This window comes from Methanosarcina sp. Kolksee (genome assembly GCF_000969945.1).
GTDB classification, from domain to species: domain Archaea; phylum Halobacteriota; class Methanosarcinia; order Methanosarcinales; family Methanosarcinaceae; genus Methanosarcina; species Methanosarcina vacuolata.
This window is the reverse complement of the sequence record NZ_CP009524.1, coordinates 4,101,107-4,120,162: the sequence shown is the minus strand read 5'-3', so window position 1 is coordinate 4,120,162 and position 19,056 is coordinate 4,101,107. Positions and strand designations below refer to the sequence as shown.

The 19,056-nt window shown below is 43.0% G+C and carries 22 protein-coding genes; 12 read left to right on the top strand and 10 right to left on the bottom strand.

What is annotated here, in order from left to right:
* Positions 1-148: 148 nt before the first annotated feature.
* From MSKOL_RS16915 to cbiT, 7 genes are all read right to left on the bottom strand, one after another.
* Positions 149-892 carry a precorrin-8X methylmutase gene (locus MSKOL_RS16915; RefSeq protein WP_048157852.1) on the bottom strand — a complete coding sequence of 248 codons (744 nt, stop codon included), beginning with the start codon at positions 890-892 and terminating at the stop codon, positions 149-151.
* Positions 882-1,682 carry a precorrin-3B C(17)-methyltransferase gene (gene cobJ / locus MSKOL_RS16910; protein ID WP_048122896.1) on the bottom strand — a complete coding sequence of 267 codons (801 nt, stop codon included), beginning with the start codon at positions 1,680-1,682 and terminating at the stop codon, positions 882-884. Before cobJ ends, MSKOL_RS16915 begins: the two co-directional genes overlap by 11 nt.
* Entirely contained in the window at positions 1,651-2,004 is a 354-nt protein-coding gene (locus MSKOL_RS16905) for a cobalamin biosynthesis protein (RefSeq protein ID WP_048157850.1), read from the bottom strand. The genes cobJ and MSKOL_RS16905 overlap by 32 nt, the downstream gene beginning before the upstream one ends.
* A gap of 75 nt (positions 2,005-2,079) precedes the next feature.
* On the bottom strand, positions 2,080-2,541 hold the full coding sequence (locus MSKOL_RS16900; RefSeq protein WP_082091180.1) for a cobalamin biosynthesis protein CbiG: 462 nt from the start codon (positions 2,539-2,541) through the stop codon (positions 2,080-2,082).
* Between the two features lie 80 nt (positions 2,542-2,621).
* A complete protein-coding gene (locus MSKOL_RS16895) occupies positions 2,622-3,350 on the bottom strand; it encodes a cobalt-precorrin-4/precorrin-4 C(11)-methyltransferase (RefSeq protein WP_048157847.1) in 729 nt (242 codons plus the stop codon).
* A gap of 107 nt (positions 3,351-3,457) precedes the next feature.
* The gene (locus MSKOL_RS16890; RefSeq protein WP_048122887.1) at positions 3,458-4,066 is read right to left on the bottom strand and encodes a cobalt-factor II C(20)-methyltransferase; all 609 of its coding nucleotides are present in this window, start codon (positions 4,064-4,066) and stop codon (positions 3,458-3,460) included.
* A 60-nt stretch (positions 4,067-4,126) separates the two neighbouring features.
* Entirely contained in the window at positions 4,127-4,681 is a 555-nt protein-coding gene (gene cbiT / locus MSKOL_RS16885; protein WP_048122886.1) for a precorrin-6Y C5,15-methyltransferase (decarboxylating) subunit CbiT, read from the bottom strand.
* A gap of 795 nt (positions 4,682-5,476) precedes the next feature.
* On the opposite strand from cbiT, the gene MSKOL_RS16880 reads away from it, so the two are divergent.
* On the top strand, positions 5,477-6,796 hold the full coding sequence (locus MSKOL_RS16880; protein WP_048157845.1) for an isopropylmalate synthase: 1,320 nt from the start codon (positions 5,477-5,479) through the stop codon (positions 6,794-6,796).
* Positions 6,797-6,828: 32 nt separating this feature from the next.
* Here the strand turns inward: MSKOL_RS16880 and MSKOL_RS16875 are convergent, their stop codons facing one another.
* On the bottom strand, positions 6,829-7,857 hold the full coding sequence (locus tag MSKOL_RS16875) for an isocitrate/isopropylmalate dehydrogenase family protein (protein WP_048122884.1): 1,029 nt from the start codon (positions 7,855-7,857) through the stop codon (positions 6,829-6,831).
* 304 nt (positions 7,858-8,161) lie between these two features.
* On the opposite strand from MSKOL_RS16875, the gene MSKOL_RS16870 reads away from it, so the two are divergent.
* Complete coding sequence (locus tag MSKOL_RS16870; RefSeq protein WP_048122882.1) at positions 8,162-9,004, top strand: TatD family hydrolase; 843 nt, start codon at positions 8,162-8,164, stop codon at positions 9,002-9,004.
* Between the two features lie 312 nt (positions 9,005-9,316).
* On the opposite strand, the gene MSKOL_RS16865 is transcribed toward MSKOL_RS16870, so the two are convergent.
* Entirely contained in the window at positions 9,317-9,802 is a 486-nt protein-coding gene (locus tag MSKOL_RS16865; RefSeq protein ID WP_048157843.1) for a multiprotein bridging factor aMBF1, read from the bottom strand.
* A gap of 57 nt (positions 9,803-9,859) precedes the next feature.
* Between MSKOL_RS16865 and MSKOL_RS16860 the strand changes: the two genes are divergently transcribed.
* From MSKOL_RS16860 to MSKOL_RS16815, 10 genes are all read left to right on the top strand, one after another.
* Positions 9,860-11,155, top strand: a complete 1,296-nt coding sequence (locus MSKOL_RS16860) for a proteasome-activating nucleotidase (protein WP_048122878.1) — start codon at positions 9,860-9,862, stop codon at positions 11,153-11,155.
* Between the two features lie 188 nt (positions 11,156-11,343).
* The gene (locus tag MSKOL_RS16855) at positions 11,344-11,928 is read left to right on the top strand and encodes a DUF99 family protein (protein ID WP_048157840.1); all 585 of its coding nucleotides are present in this window, start codon (positions 11,344-11,346) and stop codon (positions 11,926-11,928) included.
* 407 nt (positions 11,929-12,335) lie between these two features.
* Entirely contained in the window at positions 12,336-13,463 is a 1,128-nt protein-coding gene (ftsZ, locus tag MSKOL_RS16850) for a cell division protein FtsZ (RefSeq protein WP_048122873.1), read from the top strand.
* 418 nt (positions 13,464-13,881) lie between these two features.
* Positions 13,882-14,097, top strand: a complete 216-nt coding sequence (locus MSKOL_RS16845) for a protein translocase SEC61 complex subunit gamma (RefSeq protein WP_048122871.1) — start codon at positions 13,882-13,884, stop codon at positions 14,095-14,097.
* On the top strand, positions 14,094-14,552 hold the full coding sequence (locus MSKOL_RS16840; protein WP_048122868.1) for a transcription elongation factor Spt5: 459 nt from the start codon (positions 14,094-14,096) through the stop codon (positions 14,550-14,552). Before MSKOL_RS16845 ends, MSKOL_RS16840 begins: the two co-directional genes overlap by 4 nt.
* Positions 14,553-14,671: 119 nt before the next feature.
* Complete coding sequence (locus tag MSKOL_RS16835; RefSeq protein WP_048122866.1) at positions 14,672-15,157, top strand: 50S ribosomal protein L11; 486 nt, start codon at positions 14,672-14,674, stop codon at positions 15,155-15,157.
* Between the two features lie 241 nt (positions 15,158-15,398).
* Entirely contained in the window at positions 15,399-16,040 is a 642-nt protein-coding gene (locus tag MSKOL_RS16830; RefSeq protein ID WP_048122863.1) for a 50S ribosomal protein L1, read from the top strand.
* The gene (locus MSKOL_RS16825) at positions 16,041-17,081 is read left to right on the top strand and encodes a 50S ribosomal protein L10 (protein WP_048157838.1); all 1,041 of its coding nucleotides are present in this window, start codon (positions 16,041-16,043) and stop codon (positions 17,079-17,081) included.
* Positions 17,082-17,117: 36 nt separating this feature from the next.
* Positions 17,118-17,438 carry a 50S ribosomal protein P1 gene (gene rpl12p / locus MSKOL_RS16820; RefSeq protein ID WP_048122860.1) on the top strand — a complete coding sequence of 107 codons (321 nt, stop codon included), beginning with the start codon at positions 17,118-17,120 and terminating at the stop codon, positions 17,436-17,438.
* Positions 17,439-17,772: 334 nt separating this feature from the next.
* A complete protein-coding gene (locus tag MSKOL_RS16815) occupies positions 17,773-18,774 on the top strand; it encodes a radical SAM/SPASM domain-containing protein (RefSeq protein ID WP_369799529.1) in 1,002 nt (333 codons plus the stop codon).
* Between the two features lie 143 nt (positions 18,775-18,917).
* Here MSKOL_RS16815 and MSKOL_RS21700 read toward each other — a convergent pair whose 3' ends face one another.
* Entirely contained in the window at positions 18,918-19,037 is a 120-nt protein-coding gene (locus MSKOL_RS21700; protein ID WP_369799528.1) for a hypothetical protein, read from the bottom strand.
* Between the last annotated feature and the right edge of the window lie 19 nt (positions 19,038-19,056).

Here is a 19,056-nt window from a genome sequence, read left to right as displayed (position 1 = left end):
GTTACGCGTTTAATGTTATTGTTTTGTGCTTCAAGTGCGTAATTCCTAACTTATATAAAAAAGGTATTGGAAAGCAGGCGATTAACTGAAAAAACACTGAAAACAAAAAATTGGATTACAAATTAAAAAACTAAAGAAAGTGTTGTTTTTAACTTTCTCTCGCGTCTTCACTTTCTCTTGCGATTGCAACAAGCTCATTTACGCATGCAACTGCCATTGGGGTTCCGCCTCTTGTCCCGACACAACTAATAGAGGGTACAGGAACTTTCAGGTTTCTGACTATTTCCTTAGATTCAGCTGCATTTACAAAACCTACCGGAAGCCCGATAATAAGGGCTGGTCTCACACCCTTTTCGATAAGTTTGCAGACCATAATAAGGGCAGAAGGTGCATTTCCGATTGCAATAATACTCCCATCTAGCCGCTCCCTGGCAGCAAGGAAGCCGGCTGATGTGCGCGTAATTCCGTACCTTTTAGCAATTTCAGCATTAGGGTCTTCATCAAGCACGCAAATAATTTCAGATTTGTGTCCTGTCTTTGTAATTCCGGCTTTTACCATATTGATATCCACGAAAATCGGGGCACCCTTTTTAATAGCTTCTACTCCTGCAGGTATGGGGTCATGCATGAAACGCATGATATCTGCTACAGAAAGGTCTCCGGTAGCAATAACGCAGCGCTGGCGGAAGCGGTCTTCAGGAGTTTTGTTGCCGATGAGTTCCTGGATCATTGTCCGGCTTTTCATATAGATGGCTTTTGCTTCTTCGGTTCTTGCCCCTGAGTCCTTACAAATGCTTACAAGTTCGGGATTCACATCAACCGTAAGCTCGGTAAGTTCTTCAAGATTGTCGAGTTTCCCAACCTTTTCATTAGCATTCTCTTTAGTAGTCATACTTTTTCTGATACCCCCTGGGAGTAATTATGAAATCTTTCTTTTGAGAATTCCAGATTCTGGAATCTCCGTTTCCAATAAGGATCGTGGTGCTCATATCTACCCAATCTTCGTATTCCATAACTTTTCCAAGAGTGGTTACTATCCTGTCTTCACCATCTCCCCTCAGAGCGTTTTTCACAAGTCCCACAGGCACGGAATCTGCCTTGTACTGGCGGATAATTTCTATAGCTCTTGAAAAGTTAGATTGTCTCTTACGGCTTTTCGGGTTGTAGAGAGCCATTACAAAATCAGCTTCTGCAGCAAGATTAAGTCGTTTTTCAATCACATCCCATGGAGTCAGAAGGTCACTGAGGCTGATTACTGCAAAGTCTGTCACAACAGGTGCGCCTAGCATACTTGCCCCAGCTAAAATTGCCGTGACTCCAGGAAGAATCTCTATATCAACTTCAAGCCCTTGATGTTCAGCAACTTCAAGCACAATGCCTGCCATACCGTATACGTTGGTATCGCCGCCGCTGATCATGGCAACAGTTGCAACTTTTGCAAGCTCCACCGCTTTTCTTGCCCTGTCCACCTCTTTACCCATATAGCTGCGGATTACTTCCTGGGTTCCGAGGAGGCTTGCTATCTGATCCAGGTAAGTACCGTTTCCGAGTACATAATCGGCATTAAGGATTACATCTCTGGCTCTGATCGTCATCTGTTCTACAGATCCTGGGCCGATCCCTACGATGTAAAGTTTTCCTTTCGTTGCCTTATCTTGCGATTGCGATTGTGACTCTGCCATAGATTTTCTTCCTGCAAATCAATTGTTTTTCTTCAGAAAGTGCCAGAGCTGCAGGTTCTGCAACTCCTTTTAATCCAAATCGGGACGCCTGGGAAGCTGAAGGAGGACTATAGCTGTTCAGCACTTCATCCGGCAAAAAGTTCACCGGAATGCCGAGTGTCTCTCCCGCTTCCAGAAGCCCTTGTTCGTTTTCCTTAAGTTTCGCAGAAGCAAAAGATGTAATTTCTCCCAGGCTCAGACCGCACTCATCGAGAGCCTGTTTTACGGCTTCAATGACCTCTTCTTTCGTAATGCCCCTACGAGTTCCTATTCCTACAATCATTTATTATCGTCTCTGATTCTTAAAGAGTTCCTGGGCAGGTTAATTTACTTAAGTGCAGATTAATTTACAGCTCAATTACTGTTTACTTTTATTGTTGTCTTTGATTTCTACATTCTTATGTTGTTTTCTTATCAGTACGGATACATCTTCATCTACAACAACAATTCTGGGCCCCTTAACCTCAAGAACCTCTATTTCCTGATCAAGGAGGGCACAGTTTACAGCTACAGTAGATTCTTTGTTGAAGATTTCACAGCCTAACCTATCAGCAATACCCTCTACTGAAGGTTTGCCGTGAACCTCGGTCGCTGTTGTAAGCACAGGAACTGCTCCAAGTTCAGAAATCTTGCGGGCAATTTCATTTGCGCCATGGTGCCCCCCCAGCAGTGGGATTGCGAAATTCAGGTTTGAATCAACTACGACCACTGCAGGATCATACCATTTATTATCGAGAAGTGGTGCAATGTCTCTTACCACAATGCCTGTGGCAAAAACCGCAATTATTGCCCCATAGCTTTTAAAAGCCTTTTCGAATATTCCCTTCTCGTAAAGAATCAGGTCTGCGTTCAGGTGTTCTGCTATCCTTGCTGCAATCTCTCTATTTCGTTCAAAAGTGATTACAACGGTTCCTGGGCTACTCCGTATAGGTAGGACCTCCTGTAATTTTTAGGGTCAACAACCCCACCGATAATTATCATTGCTGAACGTTTAATCCCTGCATCCTTCACCTTGTCTGCGATATCTTCCACAGTTCCGGTGATGATTTCTTCGTCCTCCCAGGACGCGTGAAACACTACTGCAACAGGCGTATCCTTCGGACAGCGGACTTTTTCCATAATTTCCCTTATTTTTTGCGTGCCAAGGAAAATTGCCATAGTAGTATTGTAGGCAGAAAGCTCGGGGATAAGGTCTTTTTCCAGGGTTTTTCCGGCAGGACGGGTAATAATTAGAGTATCTGAAACGCCGTTAAGAGTCAACTGTGTGCCGAGGGCGGCAGCGCTTGCAAAAATCGAGGAAACCCCTGCAACTCTTTCGACTTCTATATCGTGTTTCCTGAGCTCTTCCATCTGCTCTATGACAGAACCATAAAGAGATGGATCTCCGCTGTGAAGGCGAACAACGAATTTCCCTGCATCTACAGCGTCCGCAATTATTTTAGTGGTTTCTTCGAGGGTTAATCCATAACTATCCACTGTTTCTCCCTGCGTGTAATTAAGAACCTCAGGGTTTACCAGAGAGCCAGCATACATCACAAGGTCGGCTTTTTCAAGCATTTCACGCCCAAGTACGGTAATGAGTTTCGGGTTTCCCGGGCCTGCTCCCACAAAATATACTTTCCTTTCCATCTGACCATTCCCTTTGCTTTCGTGTTTCATTTCAAAATTATGTAAGTTACGCGAATTTATGTAAGTTGCACGAATTCATGTAAGTTTGAATATTACGTCATTCACTTTCATTTCTTTCCGTAAATGATGCTGAAGTAGTTCCCCTTCTCCGGAATTTCTTCTTTCTTCCGGATTATGAGCTCGTTGTCCGAAAAGAGTTTTTCTGCAAAGATAAACTCCGTATATCCTTCAGTTTCAAGCTGTTTAACTATGGATTTCGGTTTCGTAGCCTTCAGGTGAATCATATATCCTATTTCAGAACCGTCGCTGACCTCAAAAGAGCTCTCAACCGCAACATCGGTCCTGGCGGCAAAGGACGTGATCGAACTTATGCCAGGTATGGTTGCAAGTTCTACATCTGGATAGTGCTTGCGCATTACTTTTTTGAGATGGGAAAACGTAGAGAAAAAGTTTGGGTCGCCTATAAGCCCGAAAGCTACATTGCCTTCTCTTGCCTCTTCTGCTATCCTGTCAGCATTTTCTTTCCAGAGAGAATTAAGGACCTCAATATCCCTTATCATGGGAAACTCAAGGATTTCGGCATCTGCGTAAGGAGCCACAAGATCTTTTGCCAGGCGGCCTGGCACATATACCTTATCGCTGTTTTTCAAAACATTCACTGCTTTGAGGGTTAAAAGTTCAGGGTCTCCGGGACCAAGTCCTACTCCGATTAACATGCTCTCGCTCCATAAATTATAAAAATAAATGTAAAGAAGACTTAAATTATAAGACAATTTTCAGTTTTGCTTTTTTCCAACAATGATGTATACCGGGTTTTCAGGTTTAAACATTGTTTCGCCGGCAATTGGTGCACTTCTCGAAACCGAAATATGGACTACTTCATCAAAAATTCCAAGTTTTTTCATTGCCTCAATTGTCCTGACAACTGTTTCTATTCGGACTGCGTTTACCACAATACTTCTAGCTTTTTTCTTAACAAGGGTCTCAAGCACAGAACCAATATTTTTTGTCCCGCCGACAAAAGCACAGTCAATAGTATCAGTAAAACTTTCCGAACTCAGTAGATCCGAGGCCTCGCCAGCTAAAATCCGGGCATTTTTTATATTGAAATTTTTGAAATTCATTTCAGTGGCTCTCAGAGCCTCTTTTCGGGCATCTATCGCATAGATAGTGAGGTTCCGGGCAAGTTTTGTGGCTTCAATCGATATCGATCCCGTACCGCAGCCTACATCTGCAAACCGATCTCCGTCCCGCAGCCCGAGTTTGGAAAGGGACACAGCAATGATTTCAGGTTTTGTCGGACCGCCGCTAACGCTTATTATTTCGGACATGTTTACCTCGGGATAAAGTAAAGCAAATATACAAAACGTAATTAAATATATACTTATATAATTCTTAATTTTATTTACTAACCGACTTATTAATCAGAGCTGGAAAACTGGAAAATATGCATTGTTCAAAGCCAATTACATATATACACAAACATAATTAAATCAAGTTTATAGCTAAATCAGATTTATAATTAAGTCAGATTTTTCAGATCAGCTCGAATATAAATATAACTTGTTGTAGATATACCTTATTACCGGTAAGAAGGGCAGGATAGGAAAGTAAACTTTCATGAGGCTCTAAAAAAACAGATAAAACTTCTGCAAGAAAAGCTTTAGACGAACCTTATACATCAATGCTAATCAGCTTTTTTTTCGGGAAATCTCCGGGAATTTTTCAAAAGGAATAAGAAGCAGTGTCTCCTATCACCCCTGGTAAGTTAAAATAGTATAGGCACTATAGATTAAATAAATACATGAATATGAAAACATATTGAATATTTTAAAAGAAAAAAATTTTAATTATAACGACATATACTTAAGTATTGAATCTCACATAATCTAAACTCGGCATAATATAAATCTTGACATAGAATGTAAGATGCTGTTTTGAAGAACAGTAGTAAGTGCTCCCCCAAAAGAGTGTTTTTTAAACAAGAATTAGGGTTCTTAGGTTAAATGCAACTTATTTTCTGACCTGTATACCTGAAATATATCTTTTTCACAGGAAGATCTTTGCAGTGAAATCCCGCTCTATCGATACAGGGCCCTGCCACCTGAAATAAAGGAGGAAAAGTGATGAAAGTTTACGAATCATATGAAGATCTGCCCAAACTAAAGCTGCCCTATGGAAATGACGTGTACATAAGTGACAGCACTATCCGTGATGGTTCCCAGATGCCGGGAATCGTCCTTAGCAGAGAACACAAGCTCCAAATCTATGAGTATCTGCACGAGATAGGAATCGAAAAACTTGAGGCCTTCGTATTCAATAAGAGGGATAGAGATGCTGTAGATCTAATGCTTGATATAGGGTATGAGTTTCCCGAAATCACAGGCTGGGCAAGAGCTTCAAGAGCCGATATAGACAAAATTCTCGAAGTTGATGGGCTAAAAGAAACAGGAATCCTTATGTCTGTATCGGATACGCATATTTTTTCCAAGATGAAACTCTCAGGCAGGGAAGAAGCCGAAGAAAAATATCTGGATGCCCTTCAGTATGCAGTCGACCACGGACTTCGTACACGGGCTCACCTCGAAGATATGACAAGAGCAGACAATTATGGCTTTGTTTTCCCGCTAGTTGAAAAAATTATCGAAATCGACCCTGACTGTATTATCCGGGTCTGTGATACTGTCGGATACGGGATGCCCTTCGTTAGTGTCGATGAGCCTTATGGAATCCCGAAAATTGTGCAGCACCTCAAAGAAGAAATCGGGGTAAAAAATATAGAAACCCATATTCATGACGATTACGGGTTCGGGTCAGCAAGTTCCATTGCAGGTTACTGGCACGGAGCTAACTGGACAAGCGTAACTTTCCTGGGTATAGGAGAACGTGCAGGAAATAGCGAGATGGAAAAAATCCTGCTTTTCCTGAGAGATAGGGTAGAAGGTTTTGAAAAATATAACCTTGAACCAGTTACACGCTTTGCAAGATTCATGGAAAAAGAATTGGGACTGCGGGTTCCCAGGAACAAAGCCGTGGTCGGAAATAATATTTTCGCTCACGAATCCGGAATACATGCTGCAGGCGTCCTTAAAAATCCCTTTAACTATGAACCCTACCCTCCAGAACTGGTAGGAGGAAAGCGGCTCCTGCTTATAGGGGACTCTTCGGGTCTGGAAGTTATCCGTTATAAAATTCAGGAGACCTTAAATGATCTTCTTGATATTGAAACCATTGTGGAAAAAGACGACCCCAGACTTCTGAATATCCAGAACGAAATCCAGAATCTCTATGATAATGAAGAGAGGGTTTCCTGCATATCAGATGAAGAGCTTCTGGGTTATGTCGAAAAATATTTTCTTTACCAGCCCATCTGCAATCCGGGACGCACAGGTCGAGGAAAATTGAAAAATAAAGCAAAGATAACCGATTCTGATAAAAAAAAGTGAAGGAATGAAAAGGTATTTCCTTCATTATTTTCTTATTTGAGAATTTCTGCCGTATACTTTGCAATCTCATTAGCCATCTGACTGAGTTTTGCATTGCCTCCGAGATCGTAAGTTACATACTTACCTTCGGAAATTACGCGTTTTGTAGCTGTAAATATCGCTTCGGATTTTTCCTTTTCGCCAAGGTAATCAAGCATCCATGCGCCTGCAAGTACGGTTGCGACAGGATTAACCTTGTCCTGGCCTGCATACTTTGGAGCTGACCCGTGAGCAGGTTCAAACATTGCGAAAGAGTCTCCGATATTGGCAGAGTAGATCAGCCCAATACTGCCTACCAGGGCTGAGCATTCCTCACTTATTACGTCCATAAAGAGGTTTGTAGAAAGAAGAACCTTTTTATTGAATATCTGCGGGTTCTTTATCAGTTGCTGGGCAATGTTGTCTATGTGATAAGGCCAGATCTCGATACCTGGATAATTCTGCCCAACTTTTTCTACCTCTTCTAAGAAAGAGCCGCATGTCAGTTTCAGAATATTGCTCTTATGGATGGGCACAACAGCGTCATAGCCTCTTCTCTTTGCTTCCTCGAAAGCATAGCTGGCAATCTTGTTGGATGCTGTGCGTGTGATTTTACGGATTGCAATTGCAACATCATCTGTAAGCTGGATTTCCTCTCCTATATAAAGGCCTTCTGTGCCCTCGCGCACACAAATCATTTCCACATCTCCAAGAGGAGCACTTGAATTGGGGAAAGTCTTTATTGGTCTGACATTTGCATATAGATTATACTTACTCCTTATAGATACAGCCACACTTCTTGGAGAGCCTATCCCTCCGGGTGTGGTTGTCGGCCCTTTAAAACAGGCATCTGAACTGTCAAGGATGTCCCATGTCTCATCCGGAATAAGGGAGTTTCCTCCATGCTTTTCCCACCAGCCGGCTCCTGCTTCGCACATAACAAATTCAACGTCTGTGCCAGCGGCTTCTGTTACTTTAAGCATTGCATCTACAAGCTCGGGGCCTACCCCGTCACCTTTGATTACTGCTGCGGTTTTACTCATAATTATCACCAGATCTTAGGGTTCGTATTTAAAGAACCGTAGCGACTGAAAAGCTAAAAAAGGGGAACTTTTCAAAGTTCGGTAAGAATAATTGAATCTTTCAGCGTACTCAACGTAAGGCTATATATTTCAAGTTTTGGGTAATTAATAGTATGCTGAGCAATCTCTAACATGTCGAGCAATCTCTAACGCAAAGTTGGACACTATACATAGATACTTGCGCACATTTCTAAAAATCGAATCCAGATTTTCAGAAAATACTATTCCGGACTTATCCGTAACTTCATACCTTTGAGGGATGAAAATGTCTGCAAAAATACCTATTACCGATAATCACATGCATATCGACTTCAGATCCAGGGGGCTCGAAGCAGTAAAGGATTTCAAGAACTCTGGAGGAACTCATATAATTCTGGTCACCAAACCTAGCTGGTCGCTTGGAATAACAGTCAACAAACCTGAAGACTACATTCAGGTTTTTGACGAAACTATAAAAATAGCGTCAAAAATCAGGGAGCTGGGAGTTGGAGTTTTTCCTGTACTGGGTGTCCATCCTGCAGAAATCTCAAGGCTTACCGAGTATCTGGAACTGCAGGAAGCTACAGAGATCATGAAGAAAGGACTTGAACTTGCCTCAGGATATGTTGAAAAGGGGCTTGCCGTAGGGATAAAGTCAGGGCGCCCTCATTACCCTGTGCCTGCAGAAGTATGGACAGCTTCGAATGAGGTTATGGAGTATGCTTTTTCCCTGGGGAAAGAACAGGATTGTGCGGTCCAGCTTCATACCGAAAGCGTGGGAGAACCTGAACTTCAGGATATAGCAGAGAGGGCGAGAAAAACAGGAATTAAAATGTACAAAGTTGTCAAACACTATTCTCCACCTCTGGTAAAAACCTGTGAGGAACTTGGGCTTTTTCCAGGAGTGATTTCGGTAAAAGGGGCAATCGAACACGCGATTGAAGAAGGTACACGGTTCATGATGGAAACCGATTATATTGACGACCCTGACAGACCAGGCGCAGTACTAGGCCCGAAAACAGTTCCAAGAAGAACCATTAAACTGATGGAAACGTATGGGGAAGAACCTTTCTGGGTTATTCATAAAGAAAATCCTGAAAAGGTATATGAGATCGAAATTGAGATTTAAAGGTTTTTCGGAAAATAGAAATCAAATAAGAAGAGACAGGTAAAGAAAGAAGCATGGGGTTCAGAGAATAACAACTAAAAAACTAGATTTAAAGTAAAGAATAAGCTTAAAACAAAAAAGACCTGAAACCGTAATAAAGCACGTAAAAACAGAGGGAAGAAAAGTAAAAAATGCCTTCAACTTTAACCCTCTGTCGTTCCCGGAAGGAGAAAACTACCAGAAACCAGGTGTTGTTGCCGGAATAGAACCGGCAATTAAAATACTTTATCTTACTCTGCTTTGAGATTTACTTCTTTTTCTCTGCTTTGAGATTTACTTTCTTTTTATTTTCACTATATCTCCGAGGGTCATATCTTTCTTTAGGTGAGAAACTTCCTGTCCTGACTCTTCCAAACGTTCCGTAAGTTTGATGTCAAGAGCGTGTTCGAGTTTCTTCCGGACGGAGTCCTCTGGCACTATTTCGCTGCGTTCTATCTTTTTGATTAAAGATACTTTTTCTTTGATATTTTCAGCCAGGTCTTCCTGTGACCAGCCTTTTGCTTCTCTGGCGTCCCGGATAATCTGATCATAGTTGTCCAGGAGTTCGTCTTTCAAGATATCGAAAAAATCCTTTTTTGGCCTATTTACAGTTCGTGTTACTGTTCGAACCACCGGAGAGACTTTTCTTGACACGGGAGTTCGCTTATCAACGGGTTTACCGTAAGGAGCACATTTTTGGCAGACCTGGAGCTCGCTGTTATCAATTGTAATGCATATAGGCTTTCCGCGGATCTCTGCACCACATATTTCGCACTGCATATTGATCACTTCGAAAACGCTATATACGGTATGAACTTAAATATTATTCGGAGCTCCATGACGGAAAGTACTAAAAGTAAGGATGAAAGCATGCGCAGTCACCTTGGTAAGCCCGGACCTGTGTATGACGGAATCGAGCCTGGGGAGCTGGGGGAAGTAACTGAAAGCGTCCAGGACCGAATGAGGCAACTTGAAAGCCGAAATAGTTATCTAGAAGAGCAGTGCAGCCAGATTGAATCTGAAAAACGTTATCTAGAAAACCAAAAGATAAAATACGAACGAGAAATACGAAAGCTGCAGTCTGAACTCGATCGGATGAAGACCTCTCCGCTCATTATTGGTACGGTCATTGATGTAATTAAGAATGATAGGATAATTGTCCGAAGCAGCAACGGACCTCAGTTTCTGGTTAATGTCTCACAGTATATCGATGAGAAAAAACTGCTGCCTGGGGCAAAGGTTGCCCTGAACCAGCATACGCTTGCCATTGCCGAGGTTATTCCATCTACAGAAGAACCTTTTGTTGCTGCAATGGAAGTCCTCGAAAGCGTAGAAGTGGACTATGACCAGATAGGCGGTCTTGATGAGCAAATACAGGAACTTCAGGAAGCTGTCGAACTTCCTCTCATTGAGCCGGAACGCTTTGCTCGGATAGGTATCGATCCTCCTAAGGGAGTTCTTCTTTATGGACTTCCGGGAACAGGCAAAACCCTGCTTGCGAAAGCTGTGGCTCACAGAACCAATGCAACCTTTATCAGAGTTGTAGGCTCTGAACTCGTGCAAAAATACATTGGGGACGGTTCCAAACTCGTAAGAGAAATCTTTGAAATGGCCCGGAAAAAGGCTCCAAGTATTATTTTCATTGATGAGCTTGACTCAATTGCTGCAAGGCGTTTGAATGAAACGACGGGAGCAGACCGTGAGGTTCAGAGGACGCTTATGCAACTGCTGGCAGAGATGGATGGCTTTGACAAAAGAAAAAATATCAGGATTGTTGCAGCAACAAACCGTCCTGATGTCCTTGACCCGGCAATTCTCAGGCCAGGTCGATTTGACAGGCTTGTCCATGTCCCAATGCCCGGAGTAGAGGCCAGAGGAAAGATTCTTGAAATCCACTGTGAGAAAATGACTCTTGCAGGAGATATTGACTTTAAGAGGCTTGCAAAAGCTACCGAAGGAATGAGTGGAGCGGATCTGAAGGCAATCGCCACTGAAGCAGGTATGTTTGCGGTCAGGAAAGACAAAGAACTGATTGAGATGGCAGATTTCCTCGAAGCTGTGGATAAAGTCTCTATGGCTGCAGATACGCAGAAAATGATGCCTGCCAGTCTCCCCGAAACCATGTTCGTGTAAAAAAGTTTCCGGTAAACCGAATAGAAATCCCCCCAAGGGCTCATTTCTATGGCTGGCTATTTTTACTTTAGCTTGAGAGATAGGGGTTTTACCGGAAAATTGAAAATTTTCCTGGAAAGGACTTTGATTAGAAAACCTTGAAGGAAAACCGACAAACTATTTTTGTAATCCATACATAAGAAGTACCTGTGAATTCAGATTTTCATATCAAGCCCGAAATTCGAATTTTAGGTATAGACGATTCTGCACTCCTCACTGAAAAAGTGATGATAGTCGGGGCTGTTTTTCGAGGAGGGGATTGGATTGACGGGGTTCTTCGCTCCGAAATCACAAAGGATGGGCTTGATGCTACTGAAGTTATCTGTAATATGATAAAGAAGAGTAAACATTACGGCCAGATAAGAACGGTTATTCTCGATGGAATCACTTATGGAGGCTTTAATGTTGTCGATATACAGACGCTTTACAGGGAAACCGGAATTCCTGTAGTTGTGGTTATGCGGTCCTATCCGGATTTCGAGAAAATAAAATCCGCTCTCAAATACTTCCAGGATGGGGAGGAACGGTGGACTATAATAAAGCGGGCGGGAAAAATAGAAAGAATTTCCGGTGAAAAGAGTTCTATTTATATTCAGAGGGCAGGCATAGGCATGGAGACTGTTAAAAAGATTATCCGGCTTACCTCAATAAGAAGCAATATTCCTGAACCTTTGAGGGTTGCCCACCTGATTGCGACAGGTATTATCCTGGGAGAATCCAGAGGAAAAGCGTAATTATTTTTCATAAAAGAGAAAGGTAAAAATACAGGGAAGTGTGCAGAAAAATAAAATAATAAAAAATAAACATTTTGGTCAAAGAAATTAACTAAGATTCAGTATTATTAAAAAAAGTTCAGAATTATCAAAGAAGGTTCAGAATTATTAAAGAAGGTTCAGAATTATAGCAAATAAAACTGGACCATAATAGCTGTGGGGAACAGCCTGAGGCTAAATAAGAGAGTAGAAGAGTTTAATTAAATAATTAACCAAATACATTATAAGTTCAAAGACTTGAACAGGAAAACTATTAAATTGGAAACTGTATATGTGATGGTTAAAATACACATGTTCCCTCTAAAAATGCATTTATTCTTTAACATCATTCATTAAAACTACCCCATAGGATGGAGGAAAACAGTAGTATGAGATCCATTGTGGAAGAAGCCCTTGCTCGATCTGCCCAGGAAGGACGTGCCGGGCAGAGAGATTACTCAAATTTAGATTACTCTAACGTAGTAGACTCAGATGTTGATGCTGAACTCGAAGAGATCCTTCGAAGCCTTAAAACAACTATCAAAGTGGTAGGATGCGGAGGCGGCGGCTCGAACAGCATCCAGCGCATGATGGGCGAAGGAATACAGGGAGCTGACCTTGTTGCCTTGAATACCGATGCTCAGCACCTTCTTCATATACGCTCCGGCAAAAAGATTCTTATCGGGAAAAAGAAAACCCGTGGACTTGGGGCTGGGAGCCTCCCCCAGATCGGAGAAGATGCTGCAATCGAAAGTATCGACGAAATCAACAGCGTTGTCGAAGGATCTGACATGGTCTTTATTACCGCAGGGCTTGGAGGAGGAACCGGTACAGGGTCAGCACCTATAGTAGCTGAGGCTGCCAGAGATGCAGGAGCCCTTACGATCGCAGTCGTCACCCTGCCCTTCAGTGTGGAAGGTCATGTCCGCAGGACCAATGCTGAAGCCGGTCTTGAACGCCTTAGAGATGTCGCAGACACGGTAATAGTGGTTCCCAATGATAAGCTGATCGAAGTAGTTCCGAGGCTTCCGCTTCAGGCTGCCTTCAAAGTATCAGACGAAGTTCTTATGAGAGCCGTAAAGGGTATCACCGAACTGATCACAAAACCCGGGCTTGTAAACCTCGATTTTGCAGATATCCGAACTGTTATGCAGAACGGGGGTGTTGCAATGATAGGGCTTGGAGAGTCCGACGGAGAAAACAAAGCTGTCGAATCCGTACAGAAAGCTTTGCGGAGTCCGCTTCTTGACGTGGACATCTCAGGTGCAACCTCTGCTCTCGTTAATGTGGTTGGAGGTCCTGACATGACAATTTCAGAAGCTGAATCTGTGGTTCAGGAAGTTTATAGCCGGATAGACGCAAACGCCCGCCTGATCTGGGGTGCACAGGTTGACCCTGACCTCGAACAAACCGTACGTACCATGATCGTTGTTACAGGAGTAACATCCGCCCAGATTTATGGTCATGGAAACGACAAGGATATTACCTTTAAATATGGAATTGATTTTGTAGAGTGATCAGATCAGAGATAAAAGGGATTAAAATCTTCGGTTGGAGAAAAATACTGTTTTCCTCTCTTTAAAATATAAATAAGGAATAGGAATAAAAACCAATCGAAAACTATTTTTATGGTAAATGCCGTATGGTGCCGATACAATTCGGCATCAAAAAATAAATATTTCTACTGACGCGATTAAAACTTTGAAATAAATACAAATCCAGCATCGAAATCTTTTGACGTTTTAAAAGTCGTGCCAGTGATATCTTCATATAATAGGAATTAATAATATAAACCGCCCGTTCCTTCCTTAATATAAATCCGGAAATTCCAGATCTAGGAAATGCGAATTTCGGGAATGGAAAACCCATAGGAAGAACTCTAGGCAAAAAATTAAAGAAAGAGAACTAGAATAAAGAAAACCTGGATGTGAATTGATGGTAGAATCCACGTTTGAACCGAAGATAACTGCAGAAAGCGTTGGTCAGGCAATCCGGGCACACCTGAGAGTCCTGAAACTTACTAGAAAACCGTCCAGGGAAGAGTTCTTGACCATTGCCAAAGTCGCAGGTGTTGGCATTCTGGCTGTGGGAGCAATAGGATTTATAGTATATGTACTGTTGACAATGTTGCCCCAGTGGGTGGCCAAATGAGTGAGGAGTCCCAGATATTTGTAATCAAAACTACGGCAAACCAAGAAAGATCGGTTGCAACAGCCCTTGCCAGGATTTCGAAAAAGGAGAAGCTGGATATAAGGGCAATTCTGGCTCCTGATGAGCTAAAAGGATATGTCCTGGTCGAGGCTCCTAAACCCGGAATTGTAGAACTGGCAATCCAGACTATTCCCCATGCAAGGGCTCTTGTGAAAGGGAGCTCTTCAATTGCTGAAATTGAGCATTTCCTTAAACCCAAACCAACCATAATAGGGATCAAGGAAGGGGCTATAATTGAGGTTACTTCAGGACCCTTTAAAGGCGAGAAAGCCCGGGTTAAAAGAGTTGACGAAGGGCATGAGGAAATTACTGTGGAGCTGTTTGATGCTGTGGTTCCGATTCCCATCACTATTCGTGGCGATACTGTAAGAATACTTAAAAAAGAGAATGAGTGAAGTCACAGCAAGATGGAAAAATACCTAAAATTCCAGCTTATTAATTTAAATCACCAGTACTCAAAGTGGATCTAAATGGATCTACAAACATTATACGTATTAAAACCGGTGAGACTCAGATGACAAGTATTGTTGAAGCACTTGTCCCCGGAGGAAAAGCAAATCCTGGACCACCTTTAGGTCCGGCGCTTGGTCCGCTCGGGGTCAACATAAAAGAAGTGGTCGAAAAGATCAACGAAAAAACCAGGGACTACAATGGTATGCAGGTTCCTGTAAAAGTAATTGTTGACGACAAGAAAAATGTCGAGATCGAAGTAGGCACTCCACCCACTGCATCCCTGATTATGAAAGAGTTAGGGATTCAAAAAGGGTCAGGAAATGCAGGAAGCGAAGTTGTTGGAGACATCAGCATTTCGCAGGTTGCAAAGATTGCCCGGATGAAGAAGGAAGACGTACTTTCCTATGATCTCAAGTCAACAATGAAAGAGGTAATGGGTACCTGTGTCCCCATGGGCGTGAATGTAGAGGGAGTTAAGGCTAAAGACAGCCAGAAGGCACTCGATCAGGGCAAGTTCGATGATTTGCTTGCCGGTGAAGAGTGGTAAAACCTTCCTATTCCTTCTTATTTAATCCGGAATTTCGTCATCACCAATAGTTTTAAATTGGATAGCACTAATAGCTCAAGAATCCTGCATATCATTGCAATATATAAAAAAGATAGTTATTAGTGGTTTATTGTTAAGAATAACCGAATATCCGGATTAATGGAAAAGCCCTAAGACCAACCGTAGTAAGCCGAAAAGGCTGCTTGGACATGTAAGTTCAAACACTACGGGGAGGAACAAGATGGCAGAAAAAAATATACTGGAAGCTGTCAAGAAAGTACTTGAAGAATCGCCAAAACGCAATTTCTCTGAAAGCGTAGACCTGGCGATTAACTTAAAGAATCTTGACATGAACCAACCGAAGAACAGAGTCGATGAAGAAGTAATTCTTCCTCACGGGCTCGGAAAAGAACTGAAGATCGGCGTTTTTGCAAAAGGTGATGTGGGCCTCAGAGCAAAGGCTGCCGGTGCTGCGTATGTTATTTCTGATGTTGAGCTCGATGAACTGGCGGCTGATAAAAACCAAGCCAGGACTCTTGCGAACGAATGTGACCTTTTTATCGCAGAAACCCAGTTTATGCCAACAATTGGTAAGAACCTGGGTATTGTTCTTGGACCCAGAGGGAAAATGCCTATTCCGCTTTTACCTAACAAAGATATAGGCGAACTGATCCAGAGCAAGCAAAATGCAATCAGATTAAGGTCAAAAGACAAGCTCACATTCCATGTGCCTGTCGGCCGAAGGAACATGAGTCCCGATGATCTTGCCGAAAACATTGAGACTATAGTATCCAGGCTGGAGCGTGTCCTGGATAAAGGCAGGCACAACCTGAGAACGGTCTATGTCACGACAACTATGGGAAAATCCGAAAGGGTGGTGTAAATGGCAGAGGAGAAGCATCACACGGAGCACGTCCCAGAGTGGAAAAAGAATGAGATCGAGAATATAGTAGAGCTCATTCAGTCCCATAAGGTCTTCGGGATGGTTGGGATCGAAGGCATTCTTGCAACCAAGATCCAGAAAATTCGCCGGGACCTTAAAGACGTTGCAGTGCTCAAGGTCTCAAGGAACACCCTTACTGAGCGGGCTTTAAACCAGCTCGGGGAAAGCATTCCCGAGATGAATAAATACCTTGACAAGCAGACTGCTCTGGTATTTACTAACGAAAGTCCCTTCAAGCTTTACAAAGTTCTAGAACAGACAAAAACTCCTTCTCCGATTAAAGGAGGCGCAATAGCTCCTGCGGATATTATTGTTCAGAAGGGGCCTACCAGTTTCCCACCTGGCCCGATTCTGGGAGAACTCCAGAGTGCAGGAATTCCAGCTTCAATAGATGCAGGAAAAGTTGCAGTAAAGGAAACTAAGGTTGTCTGTAAAGCAGGTGAGGCAGTTCCACAGAAGCTCGCAACCATGCTTGCAAAGCTGGAGATATACCCTCTCATTGTAGGGCTGGACTTAAGAGCCGCCTATGATGATGGGACAATTTACGAGCCGGAACTCCTTGCAATTGATGAAAGCCAGTACTTCTCTGATATTACCAGAGCAGCTCAGAGCGCTTTCAACCTCGCTGTCAACACTGCATACCCGACAAGCGCAACAATCGGCACCCTGCTGGCAAAAGCCTTTGCAGAGTCAAAGAACCTTGGTGTCAATGCTGTCGTGTTTGATTCCGGAGTCATGGACGCCTTACTGGCAAAAGCTCATGTCCAGATGACATCTGTTGCATCTGAAGCCGCAGACAAAGATGCAAATGCTGTGGATGACCAACTGAGGGAAGTTCTCGGAGCGGCCGCAAGCGCAGCAGCCGCAGCAGTCAGGGAACCCGAGAAGATCGAAGAAGTAAAGGAAGAAGAGGAAGAAGAGGAAGAAGAAGACCACTCCGAAGAAGATGGAATGGCTGGTCTCGGTTCCCTTTTCGGATAAATTTATTTACGATAATTAAAACTTAGGTGATTAACGATGGAATATATATATGCAGCTCTCTTATTGCACAACGCTGGTAAAGCAATTACCGAAGACGCAATCACTGCCGTTCTCCAGGCAGCAGGTATCGAAGTTAATGAATCCAGGGTAAAGGCCCTTGTCGCAGCCCTTGAAGGCGTGGACATCGAAGAAGCAATTGCAAAGGCAGCATTCGCAGCTCCAGCAGCTGGCGCAGCAGCCCCTGCAGGCGCAGCAGCCCCTGCCGCAGAAGCAGCTCCTGCTGAGGAAGAGGAAGAAGAGGAAGAAGACCACTCTGAAGAAGACGGAATGGCCGGCCTCGGTGCCCTCTTCGGATAAACGCAACTAAAACTTCAATACCTACAGCTCGCCCTTCGGCGAGCACTTTTTTTACTTTTAGTTTACTTGTTAGTTTAAAAGCGGTTACATTGTGCATTTGTTTTTACTGCACGACTTATTTAAATACTCCTTTAAAATTCTTTTCAGAAAATTAGTTTCTAAACCTTTTTAGAGTAAGTTTCTAAACCTTTAGAGTAAATTAAATTACATCGTTCAACTTTTAAGGAAAGGGACATTGTAATTAAAAACAAAAAACAGGCAGCCGGATAAATCTATTTATATTGCAAATGTTCTTTACTAATACAGATAATGACCCTTCTGTTTTATTAGGCAAATGATACCTATGTCCCGATTTGACCCTATTCTGGTTTCGAGAGCGCTCTGGCAGATCCGAGTAAAAAAACGTCCTTTTGTCCTCTCCCACGGTGTAAATGCCTGCTGCAATATGCGCTGCAAGTTCTGTGAGTACTGGAAGAAAACCGGAGAAGAGCCGCCTAGAGAAGAGATTTTTAAATTGTTGGACGATGCTAAAGAATTCGGGATCGGTGTCTACAACGCCTGGACCGTAGAACCTCTCCTCAGAAAAGATCTTCCTCAGATTATGGCATACGCCAAAGAAATCGGGATGATCACTTCCACGGTTACAAATGGAAAATTGCTCTATGAAAGGGCGGAAGAGCTGGTAGATGTAGACTTCCTTTCGGTTTCAGTGGATGGGGTAGATAGTTATAAAGAAATCCGCAGGATGGATTTCGAAACTCTGCTGAAGGGCTTAAAAAAAGCTATTGAGGTTAGAAAACTTCAGAAAAAGAAGAATCCCATCCTGATGAACTGCGTGCTTACAGGAAAAAACCTGGATGATATCGAGACTCTCATTTTGCTTGCAAAAAAGCTGGGAGTGAAAGTTTCCTTTGAGCCTGTCCATGAGTTTCCCGGAATCAGTGAAGAAATCTGGAACGATATCGGAATTCGCGATAAGGAAAAATTCCACTGTACAGTTGACCACATAATAGAGCTTAAGAAGCAGGGCTACCCGATAATCAATTCCAAAACCTACCTTAAAATGGTCAGGGACGGAAAAATGGACTACAAATGCAGGGCCAGCGGGGTTATTATAAATGTGACGCATGACGGCACTCTGGAAACCTGCCGCGTTCATAACGAGCCTCTTGGAAATGTGATATGGGACGGCTTTGAGAGCGTCTGGAAAAACTCGGAAGAACACAGAAAGGAAATTGTTGAAAACTGCAGTGGCTGCCTCTTTTTTGGATATACGGAAAACAGTTTGATGCAGAGTTTTAATCCTGAAGTTCTGATGCATTACGAGTGGATGTAAACCCCGAATTGCGATTCGGGAGCCCGCCGTCCTTTTCGCTCACTTCGTTCGCTCAAGAGGGCTGAACTTGGGGGTAAGTTTATTTCCCCAATGAAATTCAAATGTGTTTCAGCTAGTAACTTAAGTGGTAAAGTAGAAAGTAATTACAGTTTCCTCAGAAGACGGAAGCCAATATTGTTGTAGCGGAAGTCGGCTTTGTTCCCAGCGCGGATAGCCGACCGGCAGACCTTGGCAAAGAGGTCCCAGCTGCCGCCCCGTAACACGCGGGGGTTTTATCTCCAT